The sequence below is a fragment of the Enterococcus sp. LJL90 genome (assembly GCF_056924355.1).
Genome location: NZ_JBXPBQ010000007.1, coordinates 81,013 through 106,340, shown reverse-complemented (window position 1 = coordinate 106,340; position 25,328 = coordinate 81,013). Strand labels below are relative to the sequence as shown.

Genomic DNA, 25,328 nt, shown 5'->3' with positions numbered 1-25,328 from the left:
AAATCCCCAAGAGTTTTTAATGAAAAAAACAACTAAAAAGGGTATACTGATAAGTACTGAATTTCAGATGAGAGAGGGATTATTTTGTCAGAAAAACGTGAATTATTTGAAAAATTATTAGGACAAATGCAATTGGATGCTGCAACGTTAGCGGAGCCACTAATCGCTGCTGGTGAAATTGAAAGTGTTGTTGTCCATAAAAAATCCCGCCTGTGGGAATTTACCCTCCGCTTTCCTGCCATTTTGCCGGTGGCCCTCTATCAAAACCTGCAAACCAATTTAGCTTTAGCTTTTCAAGATATTGCAGCAACAACTTTTACAATTGTTGCTGATGATGCCAATTATACAGAAGAACTACTGCAGGCTTATTGGCCTTTGGCATTGGCGGCCCAAGAAATTGACAGCCAACTGGCCAAAAAAGTTGTCTGTAATCAGCTGCCGGTCATTCAAGACAAAAAAATTATTTTGCCGATTGAAGCTGTGGCGGTTGTTGATTATTTGAAACAGCAATATTTCCCTAAAGTTCAACAACAATATGAGAATTTCGGCTTTCAGAAATTCCAAATCATTCCTCAGATTGACGAGGAACAAGCTCAAAGAGTGCAGAGTTTATTTGAAGAACGCCAACGGGAACAACAGGAAATTTTCCAACAGCAAGCAGCTGAGAGCTTAGCTAATCACGAAGAAAAACGTAAAGAACAAAAATCTAAGGTTTCCGAGTTGTCTGGACCAATCCAATTGGGTCGTAATATTCCAAGTGATGAAGTTGTGACGCCGATGGTGAATATCCAAGAAGAAGAACGACGAGTGACTGTCGAAGGCTTAATCTTCAATAAAGAAGTTCGCGAGCTGCGGTCAAAACGGAAAATGCTGTTAATTAAAGTGACCGATTATACTTCTTCCTTTAGTATTAAAAAGTTTTCCAACAACGAAAAAGATGAACAAGTTTTTGACGCTATCAGTGTCGGCAGTTGGGTCAAAGTGCGGGGGAGTATTCAAGAAGATAGCTTTATGAAGGACTTGGTGATGAACGGCCAAGATTTAATTGAAGTCAAACACGCTCCTCGAAAAGATTATGCCCCTGAAGGCGAAAAAAGAGTGGAGCTGCATTTACACAGTAACATGAGTACGATGGATGCTACCAATAGTGTCAAGGACTTAGTTGCGCAGGCTGGAAAATGGGGTCATAAAGCAATTGCCATCACTGACCATGCTGGAGCACAGGCTTTTCCTGATGCCCACGCCGCTGGTAAAAAAGCGGGCGTTAAAATTTTATATGGAGTGGAAGCCAATGTTGTTGATGACGGTGTGCCAATTGCCTACAACGATGCTCATGTAAATTTAAGCGATGCTACTTATGTTGTCTTTGACGTGGAAACCACGGGACTTTCTGCGGTTTATGATACGATTATTGAGCTAGCCGCAGTAAAAATGCACAAGGGTAATGTTTTAGAAACCTTTGAGCAATTTATTGATCCCGGTCATCCTCTTTCCCAAACGACGATTAATCTAACCGGAATCACCGATGAAATGGTAAGAGGGTCAAAATCAGAAGAAGAAGTGCTGCGGCTCTTTATGGAATTTTCCAAGGATACGATTTTAGTGGCCCACAACGCCTCCTTTGATATGGGCTTTTTAAATACGAGCTATGGCAAATACGAGATCGCTGAAGCTGAAAATCCGGTTATTGATACGCTGGAACTGGCCCGCTATTTGTATCCTGATTTTAAACGTTTTGGCCTTGGCGTCCTATCAAAAAAATTCGGGGTTAATTTAGAACAGCATCACCGTGCTGTCTATGATGCGGAGGCAACCGGACATCTAGCGTGGATTTTTGTTAAAGAAGCGATGGAAAATCATGAAATGTTTTTCCACGACCAATTAAACGAACATATCGGCGAAGGTGATTCTTATAAACGGGCGCGACCTTTCCATGCGACAATTCTCGCTCAAACACAAGATGGTTTAAAAAATCTTTTTAAATTGATTTCGATGTCAAACGTCAATTATTTTGAACGGGTCCCCCGGATTCCCCGCTCCCAATTAAATAAATTACGAGAAGGTTTATTAGTTGGCTCCGCCTGTGACAAAGGTGAAATTTTTGAAGCGATGATGCAAAAAGGGATTGAAGAGGCCAAGAGCCGGGCAAAATTTTATGATTATATTGAAATTATGCCAAAGCCGGTCTACGCACCATTACTAGAACAAGAAATGATTAAGTCGGAAAAAGATTTAGAAGAAATTCTCAGCAATCTGATTAGAATTGCTGATGAGCTGGATAAACCCGTGGTGGCTACCGGGAATGTCCATTATCTCGATCCAGAGGATGCCATTTATCGCAAGGTCTTAATAAATTCAATGGGGGGCGCCAATCCATTGAATCGCCACAGTCTACCGCAAGTTCATTTTAGAACGACGGATGAGATGTTGTCCGAATTTCAATTTTTAGGAGCTGAATTAGCGAAAAAAGTTGTCGTGGAGACTCCAAATCAGATTGCTGAGATGTGTGACGAAGTAATTCCGGTTAAAGATGATTTGTATACACCGAAAATTCCCGGCTCAGAAGAGGAAATTACGAATTTAAGTTATAACCGAGCGAAGGAACTTTATGGCGATCCCCTGCCGGAGATTGTTGAAAAGCGTTTGAAAAAAGAATTGGATTCAATTATCGGCAATGGCTTTTCGGTAATTTATCTAATTTCGCAAAAATTGGTGCACAAAAGTATGGAGGATGGTTACTTAGTTGGGTCTCGGGGCTCAGTTGGGTCAAGTTTTGTGGCAACGATGACTGGAATTACAGAGGTTAATCCATTAGCCCCTCACTATCATTGTCCAAATTGTCAGTATTCAGAATTTTTTGAAGATGGAACATACGGTTCCGGTTTTGATATGCCAGAGAAAAATTGTCCGAATTGCGGACACCGTCTCTTTAAAGACGGTCACGATATTCCCTTTGAAACATTTTTAGGTTTCCACGGGGATAAAGTTCCCGATATCGATTTGAACTTTTCTGGTGAATATCAAGCTGAGGCTCATAACTATACGAAGGTTTTGTTTGGTGAAGAATATGTTTTCCGGGCAGGAACCATCGGCACGGTTGCGGATAAAACAGCTTACGGATTTGTCCGAGGTTATGAGCGGGACAATAATTTACATTTGCGCAATGCTGAGATTGACCGCTTATCAAAAGGCGCAACCGGAGTCAAGCGGACAACTGGGCAGCATCCAGGGGGGATTATTGTTATCCCCGATTATATGGATGTCTACGATTTTACGCCGATTCAATTTCCAGCCGATGACCAAAATGCCGAATGGAAAACGACCCATTTTGATTTCCATTCAATTCACGATAATGTTTTGAAGTTGGATATTCTCGGACACGATGATCCGACAGTGATTCGGATGCTCCAAGATTTATCCGGCATCGATCCGAAAACTATTCCAACCGACGATCCTGAGGTTATGCGGATTTTTGCTGGACCGGATGTTTTGAATGTAGCCAGTGAACAGATTTTTTCAAAAACTGGTACGTTGGGAATTCCTGAATTCGGGACCCGTTTTGTTCGTGGCATGTTAGAGGAAACCCATCCGTCAACATTTGCTGAGCTGTTACAAATTTCTGGACTTTCCCACGGTACCGATGTTTGGTTGGGGAATGCAGAAGAATTAATTCGCCGAGGAGATGCCACACTGGCCGAAGTGATTGGCTGTCGGGATGATATTATGGTCTATTTGATTCACGCTGGTTTGGATGACGGCATGGCCTTCAAAATTATGGAAACCGTGCGTAAAGGTCTCTGGAATAAAATTGATGATGACGTGCGTGACACTTATCTTAAAGCAATGCGGGAAAATAATGTTCCGGAATGGTACATTGATTCTTGTTCAAAAATTAAATACATGTTCCCGAAAGCCCATGCGGCGGCTTATGTATTGATGGCGTTGCGGGTGGCGTATTACAAAGTTTATTTCCCAATTCTTTATTATTGTGCGTATTTTTCTGTGCGGGCAGATGATTTTGATTTAGTAGCGATGGCTAAAGGCAAAGAGGCTGTTAAGGCCCGCATGAAGGAAATTAACGAAAAAGGTTTAGATGCCTCCACAAAAGAAAAAAATCTGTTAACGGTTTTAGAAATCTGTAATGAAATGCTGGAGCGGGGCTATCAGTTCGGTATGATTGATTTGTATAAATCAGACGCTGAAAATTTTGTAATTGATGGTGATACCTTGATTGCGCCATTTAGAGCTGTGCCAAGTTTAGGCGCCAACGTGGCGAAGCAAATTGTTGCCGCTCGTGAGGAGCAAGCCTTCTTATCTAAAGAAGATTTGGCCAATCGCGGAAAAGTTTCCAAAACTTTAATCGAGTACATGAACGATAATGGAGTTTTAAAAGATTTACCGGATGAAAATCAATTGTCCTTGTTTGATATGTTGTAAGTCTGGTTTTTGAAAAATGTGAAATAAAATGTTTAACTGTGGCCTCAAGCTTTAGCTGCTTAGTCTAAGTCTTGAGGCTACTGATTTGAGGCTACTTATTATGAAGCTCTGCACCATTTTTACCTTATTTAATGGCAGATTTTTTTAATCCTGCAAGCACTTAGCAAAGCAGCTTTCATTAATTTTGAGGTTTTTCTAATGAAAAAGGGTGTAATTACGGTAAAAACTTGAAAATACATGAAAACCATGTTATATTATTCGTGGTAATGATACTTAGTCGAGTGAGGGATTTTTTCCCTCACTCTTTTTAATGGATTGAGTAACCCAAGTTGAAGGAGGCTGTGCAGTTGAGTAGCGTTGTGGAAACAGTAACTGATTTAGTGTTACCAATTGTTGACGAACAACATTTTGAATTAGTTGAAGTTGAATTTGTAAAAGAAGGAAAAAATTGGTTTTTAAGGGTCTATATTGACAAAGAAGGCGGCATTGATATCGAGGAATGTGTCTTTGTCAGTGAGCAGTTAAGTGAAAAATTAGACGCCTTGGATCCCGATCCAATCCCCCAAGCCTATTATTTAGAAGTATCATCTCCCGGTGCGGAACGTCCATTGAAAAAAGAAGCTGACTATCAAAAAGCTGTTGGGAATTTTATCCATGTGAATCTCTATCAAGCAATCGATGGCAACAAACAAATAGAAGGAACTTTAGTGTCCCTTGATGAAGGCCAGCTGATTTTGAGTGTGCCAATTAAAACCCGCAAAAAAGAATTGACAATTGATCGAAAGAATATTGCCAAAGCTCGTTTAGCAATTCAATTTTAGATCGGTGGAGGAAAAATAAAATGAGCAAAGAAATGTTAAATGCCTTAGATGCTTTAGAAGCAGAAAAAGGAATCAGCAAAGAGATTGTCGTGGAAGCCTTGGAAGCAGCGTTAGTTTCTGCCTACAAACGCCACTACGGTCAATCGCAAAATGTTGAAGTCGAATTCAACATGAAAAAAGGCGATATTCATGTTTATTCTGTTAAAGAAGTGACAGAAGAAGTGATGGACTCGCAATTAGAAGTTTCTTTAGAAGAAGCCATCAAGATTAACGCCGCTTATGAATTAGGCGATAAAATCCGTTTTGAAGTCACGCCAAAGGATTTCGGTCGGATTGCTGCTCAAACGGCAAAGCAAGTTATTTTGCAACGGGTGAGAGAAGCAGAACGGACGATTATTTATAATGAATTCAGTGCCTATGAAAAAGATATTATGCAGGGGATTGTTGAACGGCAAGACCATCGTTATATCTATGTCAATTTAGGTAAGATTGAAGCTGTTTTGTCTAAGCAAGATCAAATGCCGAATGAATTTTATCAAGCCCATGATCGGATTAAAGTCTACGTTTCTAAAGTGGAAAATACTTCAAAAGGCCCGCAAGTCTTTGTCAGCCGCAGTCATCCAGATTTATTGCGTCGCTTGTTTGAACAAGAAGTACCAGAGGTTTATGATGGAACTGTCGAAATTGTCAGCATTGCTAGAGAAGCCGGCGACCGTTCAAAAATTGCGGTGCGCTCAAATGATCCCAACATCGATCCGGTTGGTACCTGTGTAGGGCCAAAAGGTCAACGGGTTCAAGCGATTGTCAACGAGTTAAAAGGCGAAAACATGGATATTGTTGAGTGGGACGAGGATGCGGCAGTCTTTATTGCCAACTCTTTAAATCCAGCGCAAGTCATTGACGTGATTTTCGATGAAGAAAATCCGAAAGCTTGTACAGTTGTTGTGCCGGACCATCAATTGTCTTTGGCAATTGGTAAACGGGGCCAAAATGCTCGTTTAGCTGCTAAATTGACAAGCCACAAAATTGATATTAAATCTGAAACGGATATGGCAGATTTCTATGCAGAACTAGATGCAGAAGAATATGCCGATGAAGCTGTTGCTGAAGAAATTTATGACGATGAAGTTCTTTCTGGCGCGGATCAATTAGAAATTGATTCAGAAGAAACCTTTGTGGAAACAGAAGCGGCAACTGAGGATGATGCAGTCGAAGTTGTTGAAGAAATTATTAACGAAGAAGACGAATAGCTTTACTTAAAAAAGGAGGCGAGCCAGATGAAACAACGGAAAATTCCTTTAAGAAAATCAGTCGTCTCCGGTGAAATGAAACCGAAGAAGGAACTGATTCGCATTACCCGTTCCAAAGAAGGACAAGTTTCAATTGATCCTAGTGGAAAATTACCCGGCCGTGGCGCTTATGTGGCGATTGAGCCCGCAGAAGTTCAACAGGCTTGGGATAAACATATTCTTGATCGCGTCTTAGAGACGACTCTCGACGATGCCTTTTATCAAGAACTATTAGATTATGTGAGTCATCAAAAAGCAAGGAGAGAATTGTTTGGCAACTAATCAACAAGCGATTTTAAACCTCCTGGGCATTGCGATGCGTGCGGGAAAACTGGTGACAGGTGAAGAATTGGCGGTCAAAGCCATTCAAAAAGGCCAAGCAAAATTTGTTTTTGTAGCGGCCGATGCCAGTCAAAATACCATGAAGAAAATTAAAGACAAAAGTCTATACTACCAAGTTCTTGTGAATGATACATTTGACATGCTGACTCTCAGCAGCGCAATTGGCCGTAAGCGGTCAGTAATTGTCGTGGCTGACGAGGGGTTTGCCAAAAAATTTACAGAGCTAATCAAAGGTTAGGGAAGGTGATTGCATGGGGAAAAAAAGAATTTATGAACTTGCAAAAGAAATAGACAAAAGCAGTAAGGAAATAGTTGATAAGGCCAAGAGCTTAGGGATGGATGTGCAAAACCACATGAGTTCAATCTCAGAAGGTGATGAAGGAAAACTGAAATCAGCTTTGAGCACAACAAAAGCGCCAGCTGCACCGAAAGCAGCAACCGCACCAAAAGCACCAGCCCAAGCAACTACTAATCAAGATGCAAAACCAGCGAATCCCACAAACCCGCAAAGTCAAGGCGAAAAGAAAAAAATGAGAGGTCGTAGTTCTCTGAATAATCCAAATTTTGTTAATCGCAACCAACCAAAACCAGGAGCAGCTGGACAACAAGGCAATCAAAACCGCAATCAAGGCAACCGCGGCAATGATCAACGCTCTGGTCAAGGCAATACCAATAATAATCAAGGCGGTCAGCGTCAAAATCAAGGACAACGCCCGCAAAATAATCAAAACCGGACGGATGCGAATCAAAATCGCAACAACCAAAACCGCGGTCAAAATCCAAATCAAAACCGCAACAACCAAAATCGTGGCCAAGGTAATAATCCCCGCCAACAAGATCGCAATCCTAAAGTATTGCATGGCGGCGGCGCAAGTGCCTCAAGAATTGGTCAAGATAAATTAGCGGCAACCAAAGCAGCGATGAATGAAATCGCCAATGAAAAACCACAAATGCGTCAAAATAATCAAAATCGCAATCAAAGTCAAAACCGTAATCAACAAGGCGGCAACCGGCCTACTAATCCTAATCGGCCAGCTGGTAATAATACTGGTGGCAATCGCCCAACCGGCAATGCCCAAGGAGGACAAACGCAACAACGTCCACAAAATCAAAACAGCAATCAAAACCGCCCGACCAATACTCGTCCGGCTGCGCAACAACCAGCTGCTGATGCAACACGGCAAGAAAATAAAAAACCGGAACGGACCAAAGTGTTTACTAAGGCTGATGCGGCTCCGGCTAATCAAAGAAATCGCGGCAAAGGCAATAATTATCGTGACGGCGGCTTTGGCAACAACCAAAATCGCAATCGCAATAAAAAGGGCAAGAAGGGCAGACAGCAACAAAATACGACGCCTAAAGCACCAATGCCACAACGTAAGTTCAGAGAATTACCAGAAGTGTTGGAATACACTGAAGGCATGAATGTAGCCGACATCGCTAAGAAAATCCATCGGGAGCCAGCGGAAATTATCAAAAAATTATTCCTGCTGGGTGTGATGGTCAATCAAAACCAAAGCTTAGATAAAGATACGATTGAATTATTAGCGACTGATTACGGTATGGAATCAGAAGAAAAAATTACTGTCGATATCGCTGACATTGATAAATTCTTTGAACCAGAAGAAGTCAACGAAGAAAAATTAGTGCCACGACCACCAGTTGTCACAATCATGGGTCACGTTGACCATGGTAAAACAACGTTACTAGATACCTTGCGTCATTCTCGAGTAACTAGTGGTGAAGCCGGCGGGATTACCCAACATATCGGGGCCTATCAAATTGAAATTGACGGCAAACCAATCACTTTCTTGGATACACCAGGACACGCGGCCTTCACTAGCATGCGGGCTCGTGGTGCCAGCATCACCGACATTACGATTTTAGTTGTCGCGGCTGATGACGGTGTGATGCCGCAAACTGTTGAAGCAATCAACCATGCCAAAGCTGCTAAGGTGCCAATTATCGTTGCTGTCAATAAAATTGATAAACCAGGAGCGAACCCACAACATGTAATGCAGGAATTAAGTGAACATGAATTAATTCCAGAAGCTTGGGGTGGCGACACTATCTTTGTTGAAATTTCAGCGAAGTTTGGCCAAAACATTGAAGAATTGTTAGAAATGATTTTACTAGTTGCTGAAGTTGAAGATTTGAAAGCTGATCCAACACAAAGAGCAATCGGAACAGTTATTGAAGCTCGTTTAGATAAAGGTAAAGGGCCGGTTGCAACATTATTAGTGCAAAACGGAACTTTAAACGTCGGCGACCCAATCGTTGTCGGCAATACCTTTGGTCGTGTGCGGGTGATGGCCAATGATTTAGGCCGCCGCGATAAAACAGCGGGACCAGCAACACCAGTTGAAATCACTGGTCTTAGTGATGTACCGCAGGCCGGCGATCGCTTCGTAGTCTTTGAAGACGAAAAATCTGCCAGAGCAGCCGGTGAAGAAAGAGCCAAACGAGCATTGCTAGAACAACGGGCGATTACTTCCCGGGTTACTTTAGATAACTTGTTTGAAAGCTTGAAGGAAGGCGAACTGAAAGAAGTGAACGTCATCATCAAAGCTGACGTGCAAGGTTCTGCAGAAGCTTTAGCGGCTTCATTACAAAAAATTGATGTCGAAGGCGTTCGTGTTAAAATCGTTCACTCGGCAGTTGGTGCCATCAACGAAAGTGATGTTACGTTAGCTGCAGCAAGTAATGCGATTATTATCGGCTTTAATGTCCGGCCGACACCGCAAGCTCGTCAACAAGCGGAAGCAGAAGAAGTGGATATTCGTTTACATCGGATTATCTATAAAGCAATCGAAGAAATTGAAACAGCGATGAAGGGTATGTTAGACCCTGAATTTGAAGAAAAAATTACCGGTCAAATGATTGTCCGAGAATTATACAAAGTTTCAAAAGTTGGAACGATTGCCGGCTGTTACGTAACAGAAGGCTTGATTCAACGGGATAGTGGTGTCCGGGTAATCCGTGACGGTATCGTTATTCTAGAAGGTAAGTTAGCCAGCTTGAAACGCTTTAAAGATGACGTTAAAGAAGTCCGCATGGGTTATGAATGCGGTGCGATGATTGAAAGCTTCAACGACTTGAAAGTTGATGACATCATCGAAGGCTTTGTTATGGAAGAAATCAAAAAAGACTAAATGAAAAAATTTAAAGGAGGCCGTTCTGATGGCTAACTATCGTGATCGCAGAGTCGGTCAAGAAATTTTAAAAGAAGTCAATCAAATTTTACGCAAAAAAGTGCGTGATCCCCGGGTGCAAGACGTGAACATTACAGATGTTCACGTTACCGGTGATTTACAGCAGGCGACAATTTTTTACAGCGTCTTGTCTGACTTAGCTTCAGACCAAGAAAAAGCTGCTGAAGGCTTGGAAAAAGCGAAGGGCTTAATTCGCCGGGAGCTTGGCCATGCCTTAAGTTTGTATAAAACGCCCGAATTAATTTTCGAAGTGGATCAGTCGGTAAAATACGGCAACCACATTGATGAATTATTACGCAACTTGAATAAAGAAGATTAAGATTGATACAAAGCCGGCTGGGAAATTAATTTCCAGCCGGCTTTTTCTTTTATAAAGGAGGCTCAGCTTTGCTTTTCCCAGCAAACTTTTCTATAATAAATTGTTGATGAAAGAAGGAATCTATTTGGAAGCAAAATCACAGGGGATGACGGCGGTCTTAGCCGCTTTAGCTGCTAATATTTTAGTGGCCATCAGTAAATTTGTCGGCTATATTTTCAGTGGCAGTGCTGCGATGTTAAACGAAAGTATTCACAGTGTGGTGGACTGCGCCAATCAAATTTTATTGCTCTTTGGCGACAAAATAGCCAAGCGAGGTCAAAGCACCTTGCACCAATTTGGAGAAGGTCGCGCAAAATATTTTTTCAGCACCTTAGTTGCGACGATGCTCTTTTTTGGTGGTGGTGCTCTCGGTGTGATGGAGGCTCTGGAAAAGATTTTTCATCCCAGTCATGAAGTTGAGAGTCTTTGGCTAGTGATGGGAATTTTAATCTTTGGGATGTTAGTTGAGGGCAGTTCACTGCGGGTCGCTATTAAAGAAATTAATGAGTTAAACACTGAAAAGTTGCCATTGTTTAAGTACCTGCACGAATCCCGCCACAGTGAAGTTTTAATTATTTTCACTGAAGATTTTTGTGCGATAATCGGTCTCTGCTTAGCTTTTGTCGGCACCGTGTTAACGGCAATCACCGGCAATGCAATTTTTGATGCAGTTAGCGGATTATTGATTGGCTTATTGTTGATGGGTGCGGCAATTTTCTTAGCTAAAGAATTTTATAGTTTATTAATTGGCGAAAGTGTTACAGAACAGGATTTAGCCAAAATCCGGCAAGCCTTTCAACGGCCGGAAATTGCTCATCTTTTGGATATTAAAACCGTTCACCTGAGTGCAGATGAAATTATGATTGCTGCTAAAATTGATATTATTCACGATTTAGAGGGAGAAGGCTACTTAATTATCAATGAGATTGAAAGAACCATCCGGGAAGCCTTACCAGATAAAAAATGCTATATCTATATTGAAACTGATGAGTTTGATCCGAATTATCAAAAGCATTAAAAGCATCCATTGATTCGACAGCAGAAACTGCCGGACCAATGGATTTTGTGTTATAATGTTTAGGTTGGTTTACAATAAACAATCTAAAAAATGAGAAATTTTTAAATAGCGGAGGAACTTCATGGAAGGGATTTTACCTTTGTGGAAGGAACGGGGCATGACGAGTCATGACTGCGTTTTTAAATTGCGCAAAATTTTACAGACAAAAAAAGTCGGTCACGGTGGCACCTTAGATCCTGATGTAGATGGTGTTCTGCCGATTTGTGTTGGGAAAGGTACTAAGGTTATTGAATACCTGACAGATTCCGGCAAAACCTATGAAGGAGCCATCACGTTAGGTTTTTCGACGACGACTGAAGATGCTAGTGGTGAAATGGTGGCCGTTGAAAAATTAGGTCAACCTTTTTCTGAAACAGAAATTGATCAAGCAATGGCAGCCTTTGTAGGTGAAATTACCCAAATTCCGCCAATGTATTCGGCAGTCAAAGTCAATGGCAAACGCTTATATGAGTATGCCCGCAGTGGAGAAACTGTCGAACGACCTGAACGCAAAGCACTGATTGAAAGCTTTGAGCGAACTAGCGAACCTTTGTTTGATGAGGTTGCTGGGACGCAAACTTGGCGCTTTAAAGTGGTTTGCGGTAAAGGCACTTATATTAGAACTTTAGCTGTTGATACGGGAAAAAAAATAGGTGTACCCGCCCACATGTCAGATTTAACCCGTACAGCTAGCGGCGGCTTTACGAAGGAGCAAGCTTTAACTTTAGCACAGGTGCAAGAGTTAGTCAGCGAAAATCAGCTTGCAGCGATTTTTTTACCAATCGAAGCTGCAGTCAGCCAGTTTCCCCGTGTCGATTTATCGGATGAATTGTGGGAACAAGTAAAAAATGGTGTCCCGCAAACAAAAAGAGACTTTCACATTCCATCAGAGTACCATGAGGAAGTCGCTATTTTCTATCGAGAAAAATTAGTCAGTATTTATAAAGAGCATCCCAGCAAAGCATTTTTATTAAAACCAAGTAAAGTGATTCGCAATCAACTCAGCGAAATTATTGAATAAAGGACTGTCAATCATGGAAATTATTAAAATTCGTCACCCCTATCAGCCGGAACAAATTCCTCAAGCTGATGTTGTCTTAGTCTTAGGTTTTTTTGACGGTGTCCATCTAGGGCACCAAGCTGTTATCAATGAAGGCCGCAGATTGGCTGATCAACACAAATTGAAATTGGCTCTCATGACATTCAATCAGCATCCGTCAATTGTTTTTCAAAAAATTGAAGCCGAGTCAATGAAATACTTGACCAGTAGCGAACAAAAAGAAAGATTGATGGAGGACTTAGGCGTCGATTATCTTTATGAAATTGAATTTACTTCAGCCTTTGCCAGCTTGAAGCCACAAGACTTTATCGATCAATATATTGTTGGCCTCCACGCAAAATATGCGGTTTCCGGCTTTGATTATACCTATGGGCCAAAAGATATTGCCGATGTGCAACATTTGCCGCTGTATGCAAAAGGTCGCTTTGAAGTTGTGACTATCGGCAAGCAGGAAAAAGATGGTGCGAAAGTCAGCTCAACTCGGATTCGGGAAATGCTGGACCAAGGGGATATGGAGGAAGTTACTCGCCTCTTAGGATATATCTATGAAATTGATGGCACTGTGATGCACGGGGATGCTCGTGGCCGTGAGCTGGGCTTTCCAACTGCCAATATTAAATTGCGCAGTTCGGTCCGTTTACCTAAAGAAGGTGTTTATGTCTGCGAGCTACGGATCGGTGATACCTGGTATCCAGCTATGGGTTCAATCGGCCATAACGATACCTTTGGCGCTGGCCGGGGCTTGACAGTGGAAATTTATATTTTAGATTTCCATCAAGATATTTACGGCGAACAAGTTTCCGTCCGTTGGAATCATTTTATTCGCGACCAAGTGGCTTTTAATGGAGCTGACGCTTTAATCACACAATTAAAGCAGGACGAATTAACCACTGCCAATTATTTTAAATAGACAATCAGCAGAGCCGAGGTGATGGGGGTTGTTTTGCAATTTAGCCTTGGCTTACCTGCAAAACAGCTTTGTCAATTACCTCCTTCTGCTGATTTTTTGTTTGTTTTTGAGGCCGGGAATGGTACGCTTAATAGAAAAAAGGAGAACCCCCATGTTTACGATAAAAATTGATAACGAACTTGCTTTAAAGTTTCCTGATAAAAGTGACGCTGCCGCTTTGTTTGCCGTGGTTGAAGAAGACCGGCAAGAGTTGGGCCGCTGGATGCCATGGGTTGCTGAAACTAAAACAGCAGCCGATGAGGAAGATTATTTGAAAATGTCTGCAAAAAAAATGATTGATGGCGAACTGTGGCTGGCGATTATTTTAGTGAATAATCAACCAGTGGGGACTATTGATATCCACGGAATTGATTTGGTCAATCGCCAAGGGGAAATTGGCTACTGGCTTAGTCAAAAAGAGCAAAATCGCGGCATCGTCAGCCGAGCTTTAAATAAGGTCTGCGAGATTGCTTTTACAGAGTTGCAGTTACATCGTTTAGGGCTTATCACAGAAGCTGGCAATTTGAAAAGTCAAAGGGTCGCTGAAAAAAATGGCTTTGAATTGGAAGGAACTCTGAGAGGATTTATAAAAAACGAAACAGGCTTTGTCGATGCTCAATTGTTTTCAAAAATAAATTCTTTAGCAGTGATGGTAGATGCGGATGCTTAAATCTCAGCGCTTAAAGCAAGGAGACAAAGTTGCGATTGTCAGCTTGTCCTTTGGTATTTTGGGTGAACCAGAAGCAGCTCAGCGGGTTGCGATTGCGACTGAGCGTTTAAAACAATTTGGTTTAAAACCGGTTTTTATGGAGTATGCCCTCAAAGGAATTGACTTTATTCAAGCTCATCCTGAAAAGCGGGCTGCCGATTTAAAGGCAGCCTTTGCAGATTCTTCTATTAAAGGGATAATTTGTGCCATCGGGGGTGAAGATACCTTTCGAACGATTCCTTATCTGCTGGCGGATTCTGAATTTAAAGAGTTTGTTGCCAAGCAACCTAAGATTTTTTGCGGCTATTCAGATACTACAATTAATCATTTGATGTTTTACAAATTAGGTCTACAGACGTTTTATGGTCCGAGTTTTCTAAATGACTTAGGCGAAGAGACGAATGAAATGTTGTCTTATACAAAAAGGTATTTTAAAAACTTTTTAGCCGATTTTCCTGAAATCAAAATGATTGAGCCAAGCCCAGTCTGGTATCAGGAGACCGATTCTCAATTGATAGAGCAAGCTGACGCAAAAGGCTTTGAGTTGTTACAAGGGGCAAAAAGTTTTTCTGGTGAGCTGTTAGGCGGCTGTTTGGACAGCTTAGCCGATTTAATCACAGGCGCCAATCATGCCGAAGAAGCGGCTGTTAATCAAACTTATCAGCTTTTTCCAAAGTTGAGTGAGTGGCAGGGGAAAATTTTATTTATCGAGACTGCTGCGGGTCAGCCGAATCCCCAAATGTTTGCCGAGAAATTGCAGGTACTTAAGGATTACGGTCTGTTTCAAGTAATTGCGGGGGTGATTGTCGGTAAGCCGGCAAATGAAATTTTTTACGAAGAGTATCACGCAAGTTTGAAAAAAATTGTCGCAAATCCGAAGCTACCGATTGTGACCAATGTCAACTTTGGTCATTGCGCACCGCGATGTGTTTTGCCGTACGGATTAGCGGTAACTGTCGACACAGAAACGCAGAAAATTAGTTTTTTAGAAGAGATGTTTCAATAAAAACAGGTTTCCCAAAACTTTAATTTTAGGATGCCCAAAAAAATTTTTCTGAAAGCCAAAATGATTATATTTTTCAAATTTTCAACATTTGTTTCCAAAAAAGTAATACACTCGTGAAAGTTACTTTTTTGGAGGGATTAGATGATTGAAGAACGCTCACGGGAATTGAGACAAGCTGAGAAGGGTGCGATTATCAGTATTATCGCTTATATTTTGGTCTCGATTGTCAAACTGGCAGTTGGAAATTTAGCAAATTCGGAGGCCTTACGAGCTGATGGTTTAAACAATGTGACGGATATTATTGCCTCGGTGGCGGTTTTAATCGGTTTGCGCTTAGCCCAAAAACCAGCGGATGAGGAACATCGCTATGGTCATTGGAAGGCGGAAAATGTTGCTAGTCTAGTCACCTCGTTCATTATGCTGATGGTCGGTCTTGAGGTTTTTTATTCTTCCATCACTAATTTAATTTCTGGAAACACGCAAGCGCCAGACTTGGTGGCGGCAATTGTCGGCGTCGTCTCGGCTGCCTTTATGTACGGAGTTTATTTTTACAATAAAAAGCTCTCGCAAAAAGTTAATAGCTCAGCACTTTTGGCAGCGGCTAAGGATAATCGCAGTGATGCTTGGACAAGTATTGCAACAGCTGTGGCCGTGTTAGCCGCAACGTTTAATTTAGGCTGGATTGATAGCTTAGCGGCCGTTGGGGTAGCTGTCTTAATTTTAAAAACAGCCTTTGATATCTTTAAAGATAGTGTCTTTTCCTTATCTGATGGTTTTGATCAAACATTGCTGACCGATTATACCGAGCGAATTGAAAATATTCCTGGGATTGAAGAAGTTTTAAATATTCGTGGCCGGTCTTATGGAGCCAATATTTTCTTAGATATTGTCGTGGCGATGGACCCGCAGATGACAGTGGCCTGCAGTCATCAAATCACGGATGAAATTGAAGAGATGCTGCGGCTAAACTGTGGTGTTTTTGATACGGACATTCATGTGGAGCCTTCAGAATAAAAAAATATGTATCGTTGAACATGCTGGATTGCGGGGAGACTATTAGAAATTGGCTTTGATTTTTCTTGACAGCCCACTGCTCTTGCAAGTTTTTTTGAAAAAGTCTAGCAACGATCAAATGAAGCAAAGAAGAAATTGAATTTATTTTATGAAGATAAATTTTTTATAAAAAGCAGCCGGCATTCTTTCAAAAAAATGTTTGTGGCTGCTTTATTTTGTTGAAATTTTTCAGGAAAGATTGTTTTTTTAGAATAAAATGATAGGCTATAGGAGAGGGTTTGGAAAAAGCGTTTATTGGAGGAGAAAAATGAATCATTCAGAAAAGGTAGAAAGATTTTTTAAGAAGACTAAAACTTGGAATATGGTGCTGTTAATTATTGTTGGCCTTGGTGTAATCATGGGAATTGCCAATATACCAACAACTTTAAATCCCCAAATGGCAGATATAAGCAATCTGCCGGAGGAAACTATAGCTATTAGTGAGCAATTATTTGCTTTTCAAGATAGTCTTGTGGTGAAAGCTTATGCCATCATAACTTTATTAATCGATATTGCAGTTGTTGTGCTGCTGTTTAAAAATAATCGTAATTTAAATCAAGAAAAACTGCCAAATACCATTCCTTATTATTTGCAGTTTGCGTTGGTAGTGGTAAATGTCATCTATACATTGGTTTTAACTCCGCAAATTGATTTGGGAGATCCTAGCTTGAGTGGAGTCAGCAGTGTGTTGAGTGTTTTTTCAGCAATCGGTGTTGTCATTGGGTCTTTATTTGTGATTGTCCCTGCCTTGATGGCCTTATTAAATTTGCGCAAAGTCAAAGGGGCAATTTTAGAAGCAGATATCTCTCGAGCTGAGCTGGAGGCTGAAAAAATTGTAGAGGAACCAGCGGCAGCTGTCACAGCAGAAAAAATAAATGGAGAATTGAAAGCAGACGCCAATGAAACAGAAATTGTAGCAGAGGCAAAGGCTGATGTTAAAGCTGACGAGAAAGCGCCAGAACTAGCAGCCAAGGCTGAAGGCGTGAACTCTTTAACTGAAACTAGCGGAACTCGCAAAAAAGAGCCCCGTTTTTCGAAAAAGCAAAAAATAATTTTTGGTGTTTTGGGGGGAGTAGCTGCTGTTGTGTTACTTGTCGGCGGAATGATGGCTTTTCTGGCCTCCCAAAATAACGAAGCTTCAGCATTACCAAGTTATACTACGGCCGAGGTGACAATGGCGGACCCGTTAACCTTTAATGGAACTGTCGAAGCTGAGCAAACTAGCGATGTTTATTTAGATGCAACGAAAGGCCGGATCAGTGAAATTTTAGTGGCGAATGGTCAAGAAGTTGCTGCGGGAACACCAATCCTTTCTTATCAAAGTGACGAAGTGGCAGAGCAAGTAAAAACGGCTGAACAGCAATTAAGCACTTTAAATTTACAAGCAACAAATGCTTCTGCTAGTCTGCAGAGTGCCCAAACACGAAAAAATGAAATCCAAGCTGATTTAACAACAGCCCGCAATCGTTTCAATGGGGCTGATGCAAATTCCCTTGAAGGTCAGGCGACTCGCCAAGAACAACAGGCTTTGATCGATCAATACACACAATCGATAACCGCTCAAGATGATGTTATTCAACAAGCGCAACAAGCAGTTGACGCTGCCAATTTAGAAGTCAGCAATGCTAACAGTAACGTCGAAGATTTGCGCAGTCGTGTAGCAACACAAGTCACTGCTGATATTGACGGCATTGCGATTGTCAATGAAGAAGGCCAAATCAGTGCCACCGTGCCCGTGATTCAAGTTGTCAGCAAAGCAACGGTGATTAAGACAACCGTTTCAGAATATGATTATCATCGAATTGTTGTCGGCAGAACAGTGACTGCTCGCGCTGTCAGCAGCGACCAATCGGTTAATGGCACAATTACCCAAGTTAATTTATTACCGGATGCAGCAGCGGTAGCCGCAGCGACGGGAACAACTACGACGACAGCCAATTATACTTTCACCGTGAAACCAGAAAGTGATTTACAATATGGCTACAGCTGTCAAGTGACGTTACCGTTAGAAGAATTACGCATTCCCGCTTCAGCAGTTGTCACAGAAGGCGAAATGCAATTTGCTTATCAAGTTGTAGACGGTCAGGCAGTCAAAACAGCCATCACGGCAGAAGATCAATCTGGTGTGACTGTGGTTCGGGAAGGACTAGAGCAGGGTGCCGAAATTATCACCAATCCAGATGACCAGCTAACGGATGGTCTGGAAGTGATGGTGAATTAAATGATTGATTTGATCAATGTAAATAAATATTATAAAACTGACGAGGAAACGCTCCACGTTTTAAAAGATATTAATCTACATGTTAACGCCGGTGAGATGATGGCGATTATGGGGCCTTCTGGTTCTGGAAAATCGACGCTAATTAATTTATTAGGTTTTATTGACCGGAAATTTGAAGGGGAATATTTGTTTGAAGGGCAATCGTTGCTCTCATCTTCTGATGATGTTTTGTCAAAAGTTCGTAATCAGACAGTCGGCTTTGTTTTCCAAAATTTTAGCTTAATTGAAAATAATACCGTTTTTGAAAATGTCGAGTTGCCGCTTTTATACAACGGCTACGGGTTGCATCAGACAAAGGAAAAAGTTTTGGCGGCTTTAGATAAAGTCGGCTTAAAAAATAAAGCCGACAAGCATCCCAAACAACTTTCTGGTGGGCAACAACAGCGGGTAGCAATTGCGCGGGCGCTGATTAATCAGCCGAAGTTTATTATTGCCGATGAACCGACGGGGGCTTTAGATACCCACACCTCAGCGGATATTATGAATTTATTTGTAGAATTAAATAAACAAGAAGGTTCCACGATTATTTTAGTTACCCACGATCCGGAACTGGTGCCTTATTGCAATCGATTAATCAGCATTCGTGATGGTGCGATTATCGAGGATAAGGAGCTGATTCGATGAAATTTTACGTGAATTGGCGGACTGCCACCAAAGCGATTTTTAAAAATCGCAAACGCAGTATTTTGACGATGTTCGGAATTATTATCGGGATTGCAGCCGTTATTGCTATTTTAGCAATTGGTCGGGGCTTTGAACGGGACACGATTCGCAGCTTGCAAGGGAATGATTCCGATCAGGTGATGATTCAAGTCAATTTTACTGCGACGGATGAAAGTATTTACAACAGCAATCTGAGCTTTTTTAACGACCAAGATCTCTCTTTGATTGATAGTGTGGAGGGGGTCGCGTCGGCAAAATTTCCTGAGCCGGATTATTCAATGATGCAGCAAAATTTAATGATTCAAAATGAAAGCCAATATAAAATGATTTCTTTAACGGAAGACAACAGCCGGCCAGTCGAATTTGGCCGCAGCTTAACAAGCGAAGATAATCAGATTCGTAATAAGGTGTTGGTTGTTGATTCGCAAACGGCTGAGGATTTATACGGCAGTGCTGAAAATGCCGTAAAAGGTGGGGTTACGATTAACGGACAAGTCTTTACAATTGTCGGGGTCTTTCAAGCGGCGGAAACTGAAAGCATGTTTTCAATGATGGAAACCAATTTAGAAATTCCCCAAAGCAGCTATTTGTATTATTTTCCAGAAAATACTGATGCTTATGCGGTAAATGTCATCTTAGAAGACGGGGCAACTCCGGGGACTGTCACGACAGATGTTATCAAGCGTTTGGAAGACAGCGGCACGATGCGACAATACGGCGACTATCAAGTTTTTGACACCGCCTTATTGACCGATGGCGTTGGCCAAGTCTTAGGCACAATCACATTATTTATTTCGGCTGTCGCTGGTATTTCTCTGTTTATCGCCGGTGTCGGTGTGATGAATATGATGTATATTTCCGTCTCAGAACGGACCAAAGAAATTGGGATTCGCCGGGCTTTAGGGGCCACCAAAAAATCCATCCGGATGCAATTTTTACTGGAGGGGATGTCGCTAACCTTAGTCGGCGGGATTATCGGTTATATTATCGGAATTCTTTTAGCTTATCTAATCGGCTCATTGGTGGGGGTTTCGGTTTCGGTTGATTTATTTACCGTCACTTTAGCAGTGGGCGTCTCCAGTGCCATCGGTTTAATTTTCTCTGTGATGCCGGCATCAGAAGCGGCCCGCAAAGATTTGATTGATATCTTGCGTTAATTCAAAAACTATAACAAACAATTTAAACAAACTTTGACACGCGCCGGATAATAATTTTTGTTAGTAATGAAAATCATTACAAAACCATGCTAGCAGAGCTGACTTAAGAGCTCTCTGTCAAAAAATTATTGAGGTATAAAATCAATAGAATCATGCAAACGGCTAGGCAGCTTCGTTGTCTAGCCGTTTGTTTGTCCTTTGTTATAGTTTTTTAATTTATCTTAGCTAAAGTTTTGACGCTGATGCTGCCTGGATGGTTTTGAAAATAGCTGTAAATAAAATTTTTCAACAGGCGCTCGTTCGCCGCATTCTGATATTCCGGCAGAAAAACCACTTGGCGGATATGGACAAAATTACCGGCATAGAGCTGAAGTGTCACCGCTGCAATCACCTTTTGCTCTTCTATAAGGGCAAAGGTCTGATACTTAGCTTCCCGATAAAAGTTTATCGGCTGGTGGAGGAGCTGCTTTCTTAAAGCAATAGCGGCAAAAAATTCTTGACTATGGGGCTGACATTGAAGGGCGGTAATCATTTGCATTCCTCCTCGCTAAGTTGGTTTGTAGCTTAAAAAAATAATACAGAACTTCCATGAAGAAAATAATGGTCCGCCTGGTTTTTTCTATGAAGCTGCCTTAAGTTTTTTTAAAATTAAACCGTTATCGCTAATTTAATCAAAAATTATCGCCGATTTTTAGTTTATTAGTTGACTTAGAGTGAGGTTCATCAAGTAAAATAGAAGAGAAGAATTAATTCTGGGAAAATAGGGGGCAATCAAATGGATGAACAGATTTTTGATAAAATTCAGCAATTGATGAACGAAGTAGAGAAGGTGGTCTTTGGCAAGCGGGAAATTATTCAAATGACGGTAGCGGCCTTGCTAGCTGGCGGCCATGTACTATTTGAAGATATACCTGGTGTTGGGAAAACGCAGTTGGTGAAGGCGTTGGCCAAGGCCGTTGAAAGTGATTATGCCAGAATTCAGTTTACTCCGGATTTATTGCCGAATGATATTTTAGGGGTTTCGATTTTTAATTCAGAAACCCATCAGTTTGAATTTCGTAAAGGCGCCATTTTTACTTCGATTTTATTAGCCGATGAAATCAACCGCACCACTCCTCGGACACAGGCGGCTCTCTTAGAAGCCATGTCTGAAGGCCATGTCACAATTGACAATCAAACCTATCCGTTAAGTCCCCACTTTTTTGTTTTAGCAACGCAAAATCCAATTGAATATGAAGGCACCTTTCCTTTGCCAGAAGCGCAATTGGATCGCTTTTTATTTCGTTTACATATTGGCTATCCTGATTATGAGAATGAGCTGCAGCTATTGTTAGGGGAAAAGCAGCAGTCTGTCGAGGATATCCGCCCGATTTTATCTAATCGAGCGTTGTCACAATTAAAAGAAACCGTTAAGCAAGTCTATATTGATGAGCAGGTTGCTCGTTATGCTCTTGATTTAGTTCGCAATAGTCGGCGCCACAATGCAGTGGAACTCGGGATTAGTCCCCGTGGGGCAATTGCTTTTATTCAAGGTGCCAAAGCCTTTGCCCTGACCCAAAGTAGAATGTTTGTGACACCAGCAGATTTGCAAAAAATTATGCCAGCGGTCTTCGGTCATCGCCTTTTACTAAAAGGCGGGCTAGCAGCCAGCTCTGAAAAAAATGCTGAGGTGATGGAGCAAATTTTACAGCAGACAGCCGTTCCAGTGAGGCGCTAGTATGAAGTGGCTCAGGTTTTTCTTCAAACTGATTTTGACGCTGCTGCTTTTTGTTTTCTTGATTTTTTACGCAGCCGCCTTCAATACTCAAATCGGCTGGAGCCTGCTCTTTTTCTTTGGGCTATTGTTTTTGATTAACCTTTCGACGATTTTACCCTTACTCAGAAAAATTACTTTGACTAGCCATGATTCAGTTTACAGTTACCGACTTCAGCCTTTAAAAATGGAAGTGCTCGTCGAAAAGACGGGCAGTAGTTTGCTACCTTTTGGAAAATTGTTTATCAATTTTCCTGAGTGGAGTAATCAAACCTGGCGGATAATCGGCTATCGAGGCAAAAGACAACAGATTGAAGTCACCATTCAAGCCAAAGAACGGGGAGTTTATCATGAGCTACCCGTGAAAGTAACAGCGACCGATTTAGTTGAATTGTTCAGCAAAACACGACGTATTCAAATGAAGCAAGAGTTGATTGTACTGCCGGAGGTCAAAGCAGAGGCGTACTTATTATTACGCAATTTTAAAACTAGCCAGAAGCTAAGTCTGATTGGTGAAAATAATTTTTCCATAAAAAGTTATCGGGATTATCGTCCCGGGGATCCTTTAAAAAATATTGATTGGAAACTTTCCAGTAAAGAACGGACCTTGATTTATCGGGAACAGGAAATGGAGCGACCCAGTGAGGTGGTCTTAGTTTTTTGGGGCCAAGCAGCCGCTGACTTTGAAGAAAGCCTCAGCTGGTATTATTCGTTGCAAAAATTATTAGCGCAAAATACCAATTTCTATCAGATTATCGTCGGTCAGCAATTAAAAACTGGTACCTTAATTGAGACGGAAACATTTGCGACTATCAAGCCCTTCACTGAAACACCAGTGCTGCCAAAATTTAAAGGTAGCCAGGTCTTAGTCATCACGTCGGTTCAGACGCCTGAATTAAATGCGTTTCTTCAGGAGAATCAACGGCGGAAAAAAATCCAAGTTTTAGATATTAAGCAAATTCAGCAAATGACCGCAGAATTACCAGAAAAAGGGGGCGAGGCCCGTGGTTAAATCCCGTTCCATCTTTGTCAACGGCGAAAAACTAAAAGCAGATGGCTTCTTGGCATTTTTAGCCTATTTAAGTGTCGCTACTGCCTTCACGGTTTTTTTGCAGGCTTATTCCTTATCAGATAATTTTTTCGCCTTTACTTTTTTTGCAGTAGTTGCCGCCATGCTATTGCTGCTGAATAAAGTCTGGTTGAAATCTTTACTGGTGTTGGCAGCCCTTTTGTTTGGCTATCATCATTTTTTTCCCTATAATCTGCCCCTTGGCATTACTTGGCTGATTCGTTTTAAAGATGGCCTTGACCAAGGCGTTGAACAGCTGATAAACTCTGGAGCTTACATTGGTGAAATTTTAGCGATGCTGTTATTGTTATTGCTTTCTATTTTACTTTTAGTATTGTTCATTCATTTTAAAATCTTTTTCTTTGGCTACAGTCTGATGATTGGGTATCTTTTAATGACCAGTCTCTATCATCCCGGCTTGAATTTTACACTCCAGGCTTTGATTATTGCCAGCTGCGGCATTCTTTCCGTTTTTTTAAAGAATAATTATTGGCAAGGGAAATACAAATTAACGCTGCTGTTGACCGGCATTGGTCTGACTTTGGTTATCTTTGCGGTTGCTGAGTACCTGCCTTCAACGGGCATCCGCAATTCATTAATGCTGACGACTGCAAATTTTCGGACGCAGCTGAATGCTACGGGCTTTTATGATTTTGTCGGCAGCCAAGGAACTGCCAGTATCTCCCGCATGGGCTTTAGTGAAGATGACAGCTCACTGGGTGGGCCGTTATTAGATGACAATGCAGAAATTTTTAAAGCTCGCCAAGCTAGCAGTCATTATTGGCGGGTGGAAAGCAAAGATTTCTACTCAGGAGCCGGTTGGTTTGCCACCGAGGCTGAAAATGCGACATATGTTGATCCCACCAATTTATCGGTATTCGATTATGAGTACCAGCAGACATATGCTGAAGCGGAAACGATCGAGCTTTCGTATACAAGCCAAGCCAGTTATCTTGCTCTACCCTATGGTGCCAATACTATTGCAATATCTAATCCAGGGGCGGCGGCTTATGTTCAAGAAGAAATTCGGCGGGTGGATGTTCAAAATTTAGCAGCACCGATTGCCGCAACAATCAACTGGCAAGATTTTTCTTATGATGCCAGTGATTTAGAAAATGTTTATATTCAAACGCCAACAGATACTGCAGTTGATTATCTGCAGTTACCGGAAAATTTGCCGAGTCGTGTTGGCGAGTTAGCCACTCAAGTGACGACTGATGTCTATGGTTTATACAATCAAGTGCTTGCTGTGGAGGATTATTTAAAAAATTCCTCCACCTTCCGCTATTCAAAGGTCGATGCGGCAGTCATTGAAGAAGGTCAGGATTATGTCGACCAATTTCTTTTTGAAACACAGGTGGGCTACTGTGATAATTTTTCCAGTTCGATGGTTGTAATGCTGCGGACATTAGGGATTCCCGCCCGTTGGACCAAGGGCTTTGCTCCCGGCAGCCGCAGTCGTGATGGTGAAGATTATCTTTATACGGTAACGAATAATAATGCCCATTCTTGGGTGGAGGTTTATTTTTCCGGTTTTGGTTGGCTGCCTTTTGAACCGACGCCGAGTTTTAGTAATCCGGATCGGCCAACAATAACAGAAGAAGCAGAGACACCAGAAAGTTCCGCTGAAGCAACACCTTCAGCTAGTTCTAGTAGCACGCAAGCAACAACTTCTTCAACAAGTAGTCAAGTCAGTTCAGAAGAGTCAACGGAAGAGACAGCAGCGGCAAGCCAAAGAAATTATACTGATTTGGTTTATCTGGCAGCAGCTTTACTTTTGGCGTCACTTGCAGCTTTGATTATCAGTTTTAATTGGTTGTTAATTCGACTGCGTTTTGTTTTGAGTAAACCGCAGGCGCTACTTGAAGGGTATCCATTAATTTTGAAAAAGGCTGAGAAAAAAGTTCCCCGTGAGCCATCAGAAACACTAATGGCTTATGCACAGCGTTTTGCTGAAGAAACGCAATTAGCAGACTTCGCCGTTGTAACTGAAGCATACGAAGCAGCCTTATATGGTAGCGGGGTAGAAAAAACTTCGCCAGAGGTGCGGCAATTATTATGGCAAGTTGCCAAGAAGTTAACCTCCCCAAGAAAAAATAAAGAATAGCAGGT

Annotated in this window: 20 protein-coding genes; 19 read left to right on the top strand and 1 reads right to left on the bottom strand. The window is 41.6% G+C overall.

The genetic code is table 11. The annotated features are described in order from the left end of the window. Window positions 1-84 precede the first annotated feature (84 nt). The 16 genes from AC1Z3S_RS14865 to AC1Z3S_RS14790 all read left to right on the top strand — a co-directional run bounded on the left by AC1Z3S_RS14865 (window position 85) and on the right by AC1Z3S_RS14790 (window position 20,394). The gene (locus tag AC1Z3S_RS14865) at window positions 85-4,437 is read left to right on the top strand and encodes a PolC-type DNA polymerase III (RefSeq protein ID WP_461741012.1); all 4,353 of its coding nucleotides are present in this window, start codon (window positions 85-87) and stop codon (window positions 4,435-4,437) included. Between the two features lie 347 nt (window positions 4,438-4,784). Further along, window positions 4,785-5,258, top strand: a complete 474-nt coding sequence (gene rimP / locus AC1Z3S_RS14860) for a ribosome maturation factor RimP (protein WP_461741011.1) — start codon at window positions 4,785-4,787, stop codon at window positions 5,256-5,258. A 20-nt stretch (window positions 5,259-5,278) separates the two neighbouring features. Further along, entirely contained in the window at window positions 5,279-6,508 is a 1,230-nt protein-coding gene (gene nusA / locus AC1Z3S_RS14855; protein WP_461741010.1) for a transcription termination factor NusA, read from the top strand. Window positions 6,509-6,535: 27 nt separating this feature from the next. Next, complete coding sequence (rnpM, locus tag AC1Z3S_RS14850) at window positions 6,536-6,829, top strand: RNase P modulator RnpM (protein ID WP_265459161.1); 294 nt, start codon at window positions 6,536-6,538, stop codon at window positions 6,827-6,829. Further along, window positions 6,819-7,127: a YlxQ-related RNA-binding protein gene (locus AC1Z3S_RS14845; protein WP_461736822.1), complete on the top strand. Its 309-nt coding sequence runs from the start codon at window positions 6,819-6,821 to the stop codon at window positions 7,125-7,127. Before rnpM ends, AC1Z3S_RS14845 begins: the two co-directional genes overlap by 11 nt. Window positions 7,128-7,140: 13 nt before the next feature. Next, on the top strand, window positions 7,141-10,041 hold the full coding sequence (infB, locus tag AC1Z3S_RS14840) for a translation initiation factor IF-2 (protein ID WP_461741009.1): 2,901 nt from the start codon (window positions 7,141-7,143) through the stop codon (window positions 10,039-10,041). 28 nt (window positions 10,042-10,069) lie between these two features. Further along, window positions 10,070-10,420, top strand: a complete 351-nt coding sequence (gene rbfA, locus AC1Z3S_RS14835) for a 30S ribosome-binding factor RbfA (protein WP_461741008.1) — start codon at window positions 10,070-10,072, stop codon at window positions 10,418-10,420. 106 nt (window positions 10,421-10,526) lie between these two features. After that, entirely contained in the window at window positions 10,527-11,477 is a 951-nt protein-coding gene (locus AC1Z3S_RS14830; protein WP_461741007.1) for a cation diffusion facilitator family transporter, read from the top strand. Between the two features lie 121 nt (window positions 11,478-11,598). Next, window positions 11,599-12,537: a tRNA pseudouridine(55) synthase TruB gene (truB, locus tag AC1Z3S_RS14825; protein WP_461741006.1), complete on the top strand. Its 939-nt coding sequence runs from the start codon at window positions 11,599-11,601 to the stop codon at window positions 12,535-12,537. Between the two features lie 13 nt (window positions 12,538-12,550). Continuing rightward, window positions 12,551-13,486: a riboflavin biosynthesis protein RibF gene (gene ribF / locus AC1Z3S_RS14820; RefSeq protein WP_461741005.1), complete on the top strand. Its 936-nt coding sequence runs from the start codon at window positions 12,551-12,553 to the stop codon at window positions 13,484-13,486. Between the two features lie 151 nt (window positions 13,487-13,637). Then, complete coding sequence (locus AC1Z3S_RS14815; protein ID WP_461741004.1) at window positions 13,638-14,195, top strand: GNAT family N-acetyltransferase; 558 nt, start codon at window positions 13,638-13,640, stop codon at window positions 14,193-14,195. Next, window positions 14,182-15,240, top strand: coding sequence for a S66 family peptidase (locus AC1Z3S_RS14810; RefSeq protein WP_461741003.1), 1,059 nt, complete (start codon window positions 14,182-14,184; stop codon window positions 15,238-15,240). Before AC1Z3S_RS14815 ends, AC1Z3S_RS14810 begins: the two co-directional genes overlap by 14 nt. Window positions 15,241-15,381: 141 nt before the next feature. After that, window positions 15,382-16,254 carry a cation diffusion facilitator family transporter gene (locus AC1Z3S_RS14805; RefSeq protein WP_461741002.1) on the top strand — a complete coding sequence of 291 codons (873 nt, stop codon included), beginning with the start codon at window positions 15,382-15,384 and terminating at the stop codon, window positions 16,252-16,254. A 307-nt stretch (window positions 16,255-16,561) separates the two neighbouring features. Then, complete coding sequence (locus tag AC1Z3S_RS14800) at window positions 16,562-18,514, top strand: efflux RND transporter periplasmic adaptor subunit (protein WP_461741001.1); 1,953 nt, start codon at window positions 16,562-16,564, stop codon at window positions 18,512-18,514. Then, a complete protein-coding gene (locus AC1Z3S_RS14795; RefSeq protein WP_461741000.1) occupies window positions 18,515-19,198 on the top strand; it encodes an ABC transporter ATP-binding protein in 684 nt (227 codons plus the stop codon). It begins immediately after the preceding gene. Beyond that, window positions 19,195-20,394: an ABC transporter permease gene (locus AC1Z3S_RS14790; RefSeq protein WP_461740999.1), complete on the top strand. Its 1,200-nt coding sequence runs from the start codon at window positions 19,195-19,197 to the stop codon at window positions 20,392-20,394. Before AC1Z3S_RS14795 ends, AC1Z3S_RS14790 begins: the two co-directional genes overlap by 4 nt. A 211-nt stretch (window positions 20,395-20,605) precedes the next feature. Here AC1Z3S_RS14790 and AC1Z3S_RS14785 read toward each other — a convergent pair whose 3' ends face one another. Then, complete coding sequence (locus AC1Z3S_RS14785) at window positions 20,606-20,926, bottom strand: hypothetical protein (protein WP_461740998.1); 321 nt, start codon at window positions 20,924-20,926, stop codon at window positions 20,606-20,608. A gap of 243 nt (window positions 20,927-21,169) precedes the next feature. Between AC1Z3S_RS14785 and AC1Z3S_RS14780 the strand changes: the two genes are divergently transcribed. From AC1Z3S_RS14780 to AC1Z3S_RS14770, 3 genes are read left to right on the top strand one after another with little or no spacing between them, the layout of a single operon-like run. Beyond that, the gene (locus AC1Z3S_RS14780) at window positions 21,170-22,111 is read left to right on the top strand and encodes an AAA family ATPase (protein WP_461740997.1); all 942 of its coding nucleotides are present in this window, start codon (window positions 21,170-21,172) and stop codon (window positions 22,109-22,111) included. Between the two features lies 1 nt (window position 22,112). Beyond that, window positions 22,113-23,159 carry a DUF58 domain-containing protein gene (locus AC1Z3S_RS14775; RefSeq protein ID WP_461740996.1) on the top strand — a complete coding sequence of 349 codons (1,047 nt, stop codon included), beginning with the start codon at window positions 22,113-22,115 and terminating at the stop codon, window positions 23,157-23,159. Next, entirely contained in the window at window positions 23,152-25,323 is a 2,172-nt protein-coding gene (locus AC1Z3S_RS14770) for a DUF4129 domain-containing transglutaminase family protein (RefSeq protein ID WP_461740995.1), read from the top strand. Before AC1Z3S_RS14775 ends, AC1Z3S_RS14770 begins: the two co-directional genes overlap by 8 nt. Window positions 25,324-25,328: the final 5 nt, after the last annotated feature.

Bases quoted from the DNA above. Each gene is read 5' to 3' on its own strand.
- nusA (WP_461741010.1), top strand. From the start codon at position 5,279: ATGAGCAAAGAAATGTTAAATGCCTTAGATGCTTTAGAAGCAGAAAAA.
- rnpM (WP_265459161.1), top strand. From the start codon at position 6,536: ATGAAACAACGGAAAATTCCTTTAAGAAAATCAGTCGTCTCCGGTGAA.
- infB (WP_461741009.1), top strand. From the start codon at position 7,141: ATGGGGAAAAAAAGAATTTATGAACTTGCAAAAGAAATAGACAAAAGC.
- rbfA (WP_461741008.1), top strand. From the start codon at position 10,070: ATGGCTAACTATCGTGATCGCAGAGTCGGTCAAGAAATTTTAAAAGAA.
- AC1Z3S_RS14830 (WP_461741007.1), top strand. From the start codon at position 10,527: ATGAAAGAAGGAATCTATTTGGAAGCAAAATCACAGGGGATGACGGCG.
- truB (WP_461741006.1), top strand. From the start codon at position 11,599: ATGGAAGGGATTTTACCTTTGTGGAAGGAACGGGGCATGACGAGTCAT.
- ribF (WP_461741005.1), top strand. From the start codon at position 12,551: ATGGAAATTATTAAAATTCGTCACCCCTATCAGCCGGAACAAATTCCT.
- AC1Z3S_RS14815 (WP_461741004.1), top strand. From the start codon at position 13,638: ATGTTTACGATAAAAATTGATAACGAACTTGCTTTAAAGTTTCCTGAT.
- AC1Z3S_RS14810 (WP_461741003.1), top strand. From the start codon at position 14,182: ATGCGGATGCTTAAATCTCAGCGCTTAAAGCAAGGAGACAAAGTTGCG.
- AC1Z3S_RS14805 (WP_461741002.1), top strand. From the start codon at position 15,382: ATGATTGAAGAACGCTCACGGGAATTGAGACAAGCTGAGAAGGGTGCG.
- AC1Z3S_RS14800 (WP_461741001.1), top strand. From the start codon at position 16,562: ATGAATCATTCAGAAAAGGTAGAAAGATTTTTTAAGAAGACTAAAACT.
- AC1Z3S_RS14795 (WP_461741000.1), top strand. From the start codon at position 18,515: ATGATTGATTTGATCAATGTAAATAAATATTATAAAACTGACGAGGAA.
- AC1Z3S_RS14790 (WP_461740999.1), top strand. From the start codon at position 19,195: ATGAAATTTTACGTGAATTGGCGGACTGCCACCAAAGCGATTTTTAAA.
- AC1Z3S_RS14785 (WP_461740998.1), bottom strand. From the start codon at position 20,926: ATGATTACCGCCCTTCAATGTCAGCCCCATAGTCAAGAATTTTTTGCC.
- AC1Z3S_RS14780 (WP_461740997.1), top strand. From the start codon at position 21,170: ATGGATGAACAGATTTTTGATAAAATTCAGCAATTGATGAACGAAGTA.
- AC1Z3S_RS14775 (WP_461740996.1), top strand. From the start codon at position 22,113: ATGAAGTGGCTCAGGTTTTTCTTCAAACTGATTTTGACGCTGCTGCTT.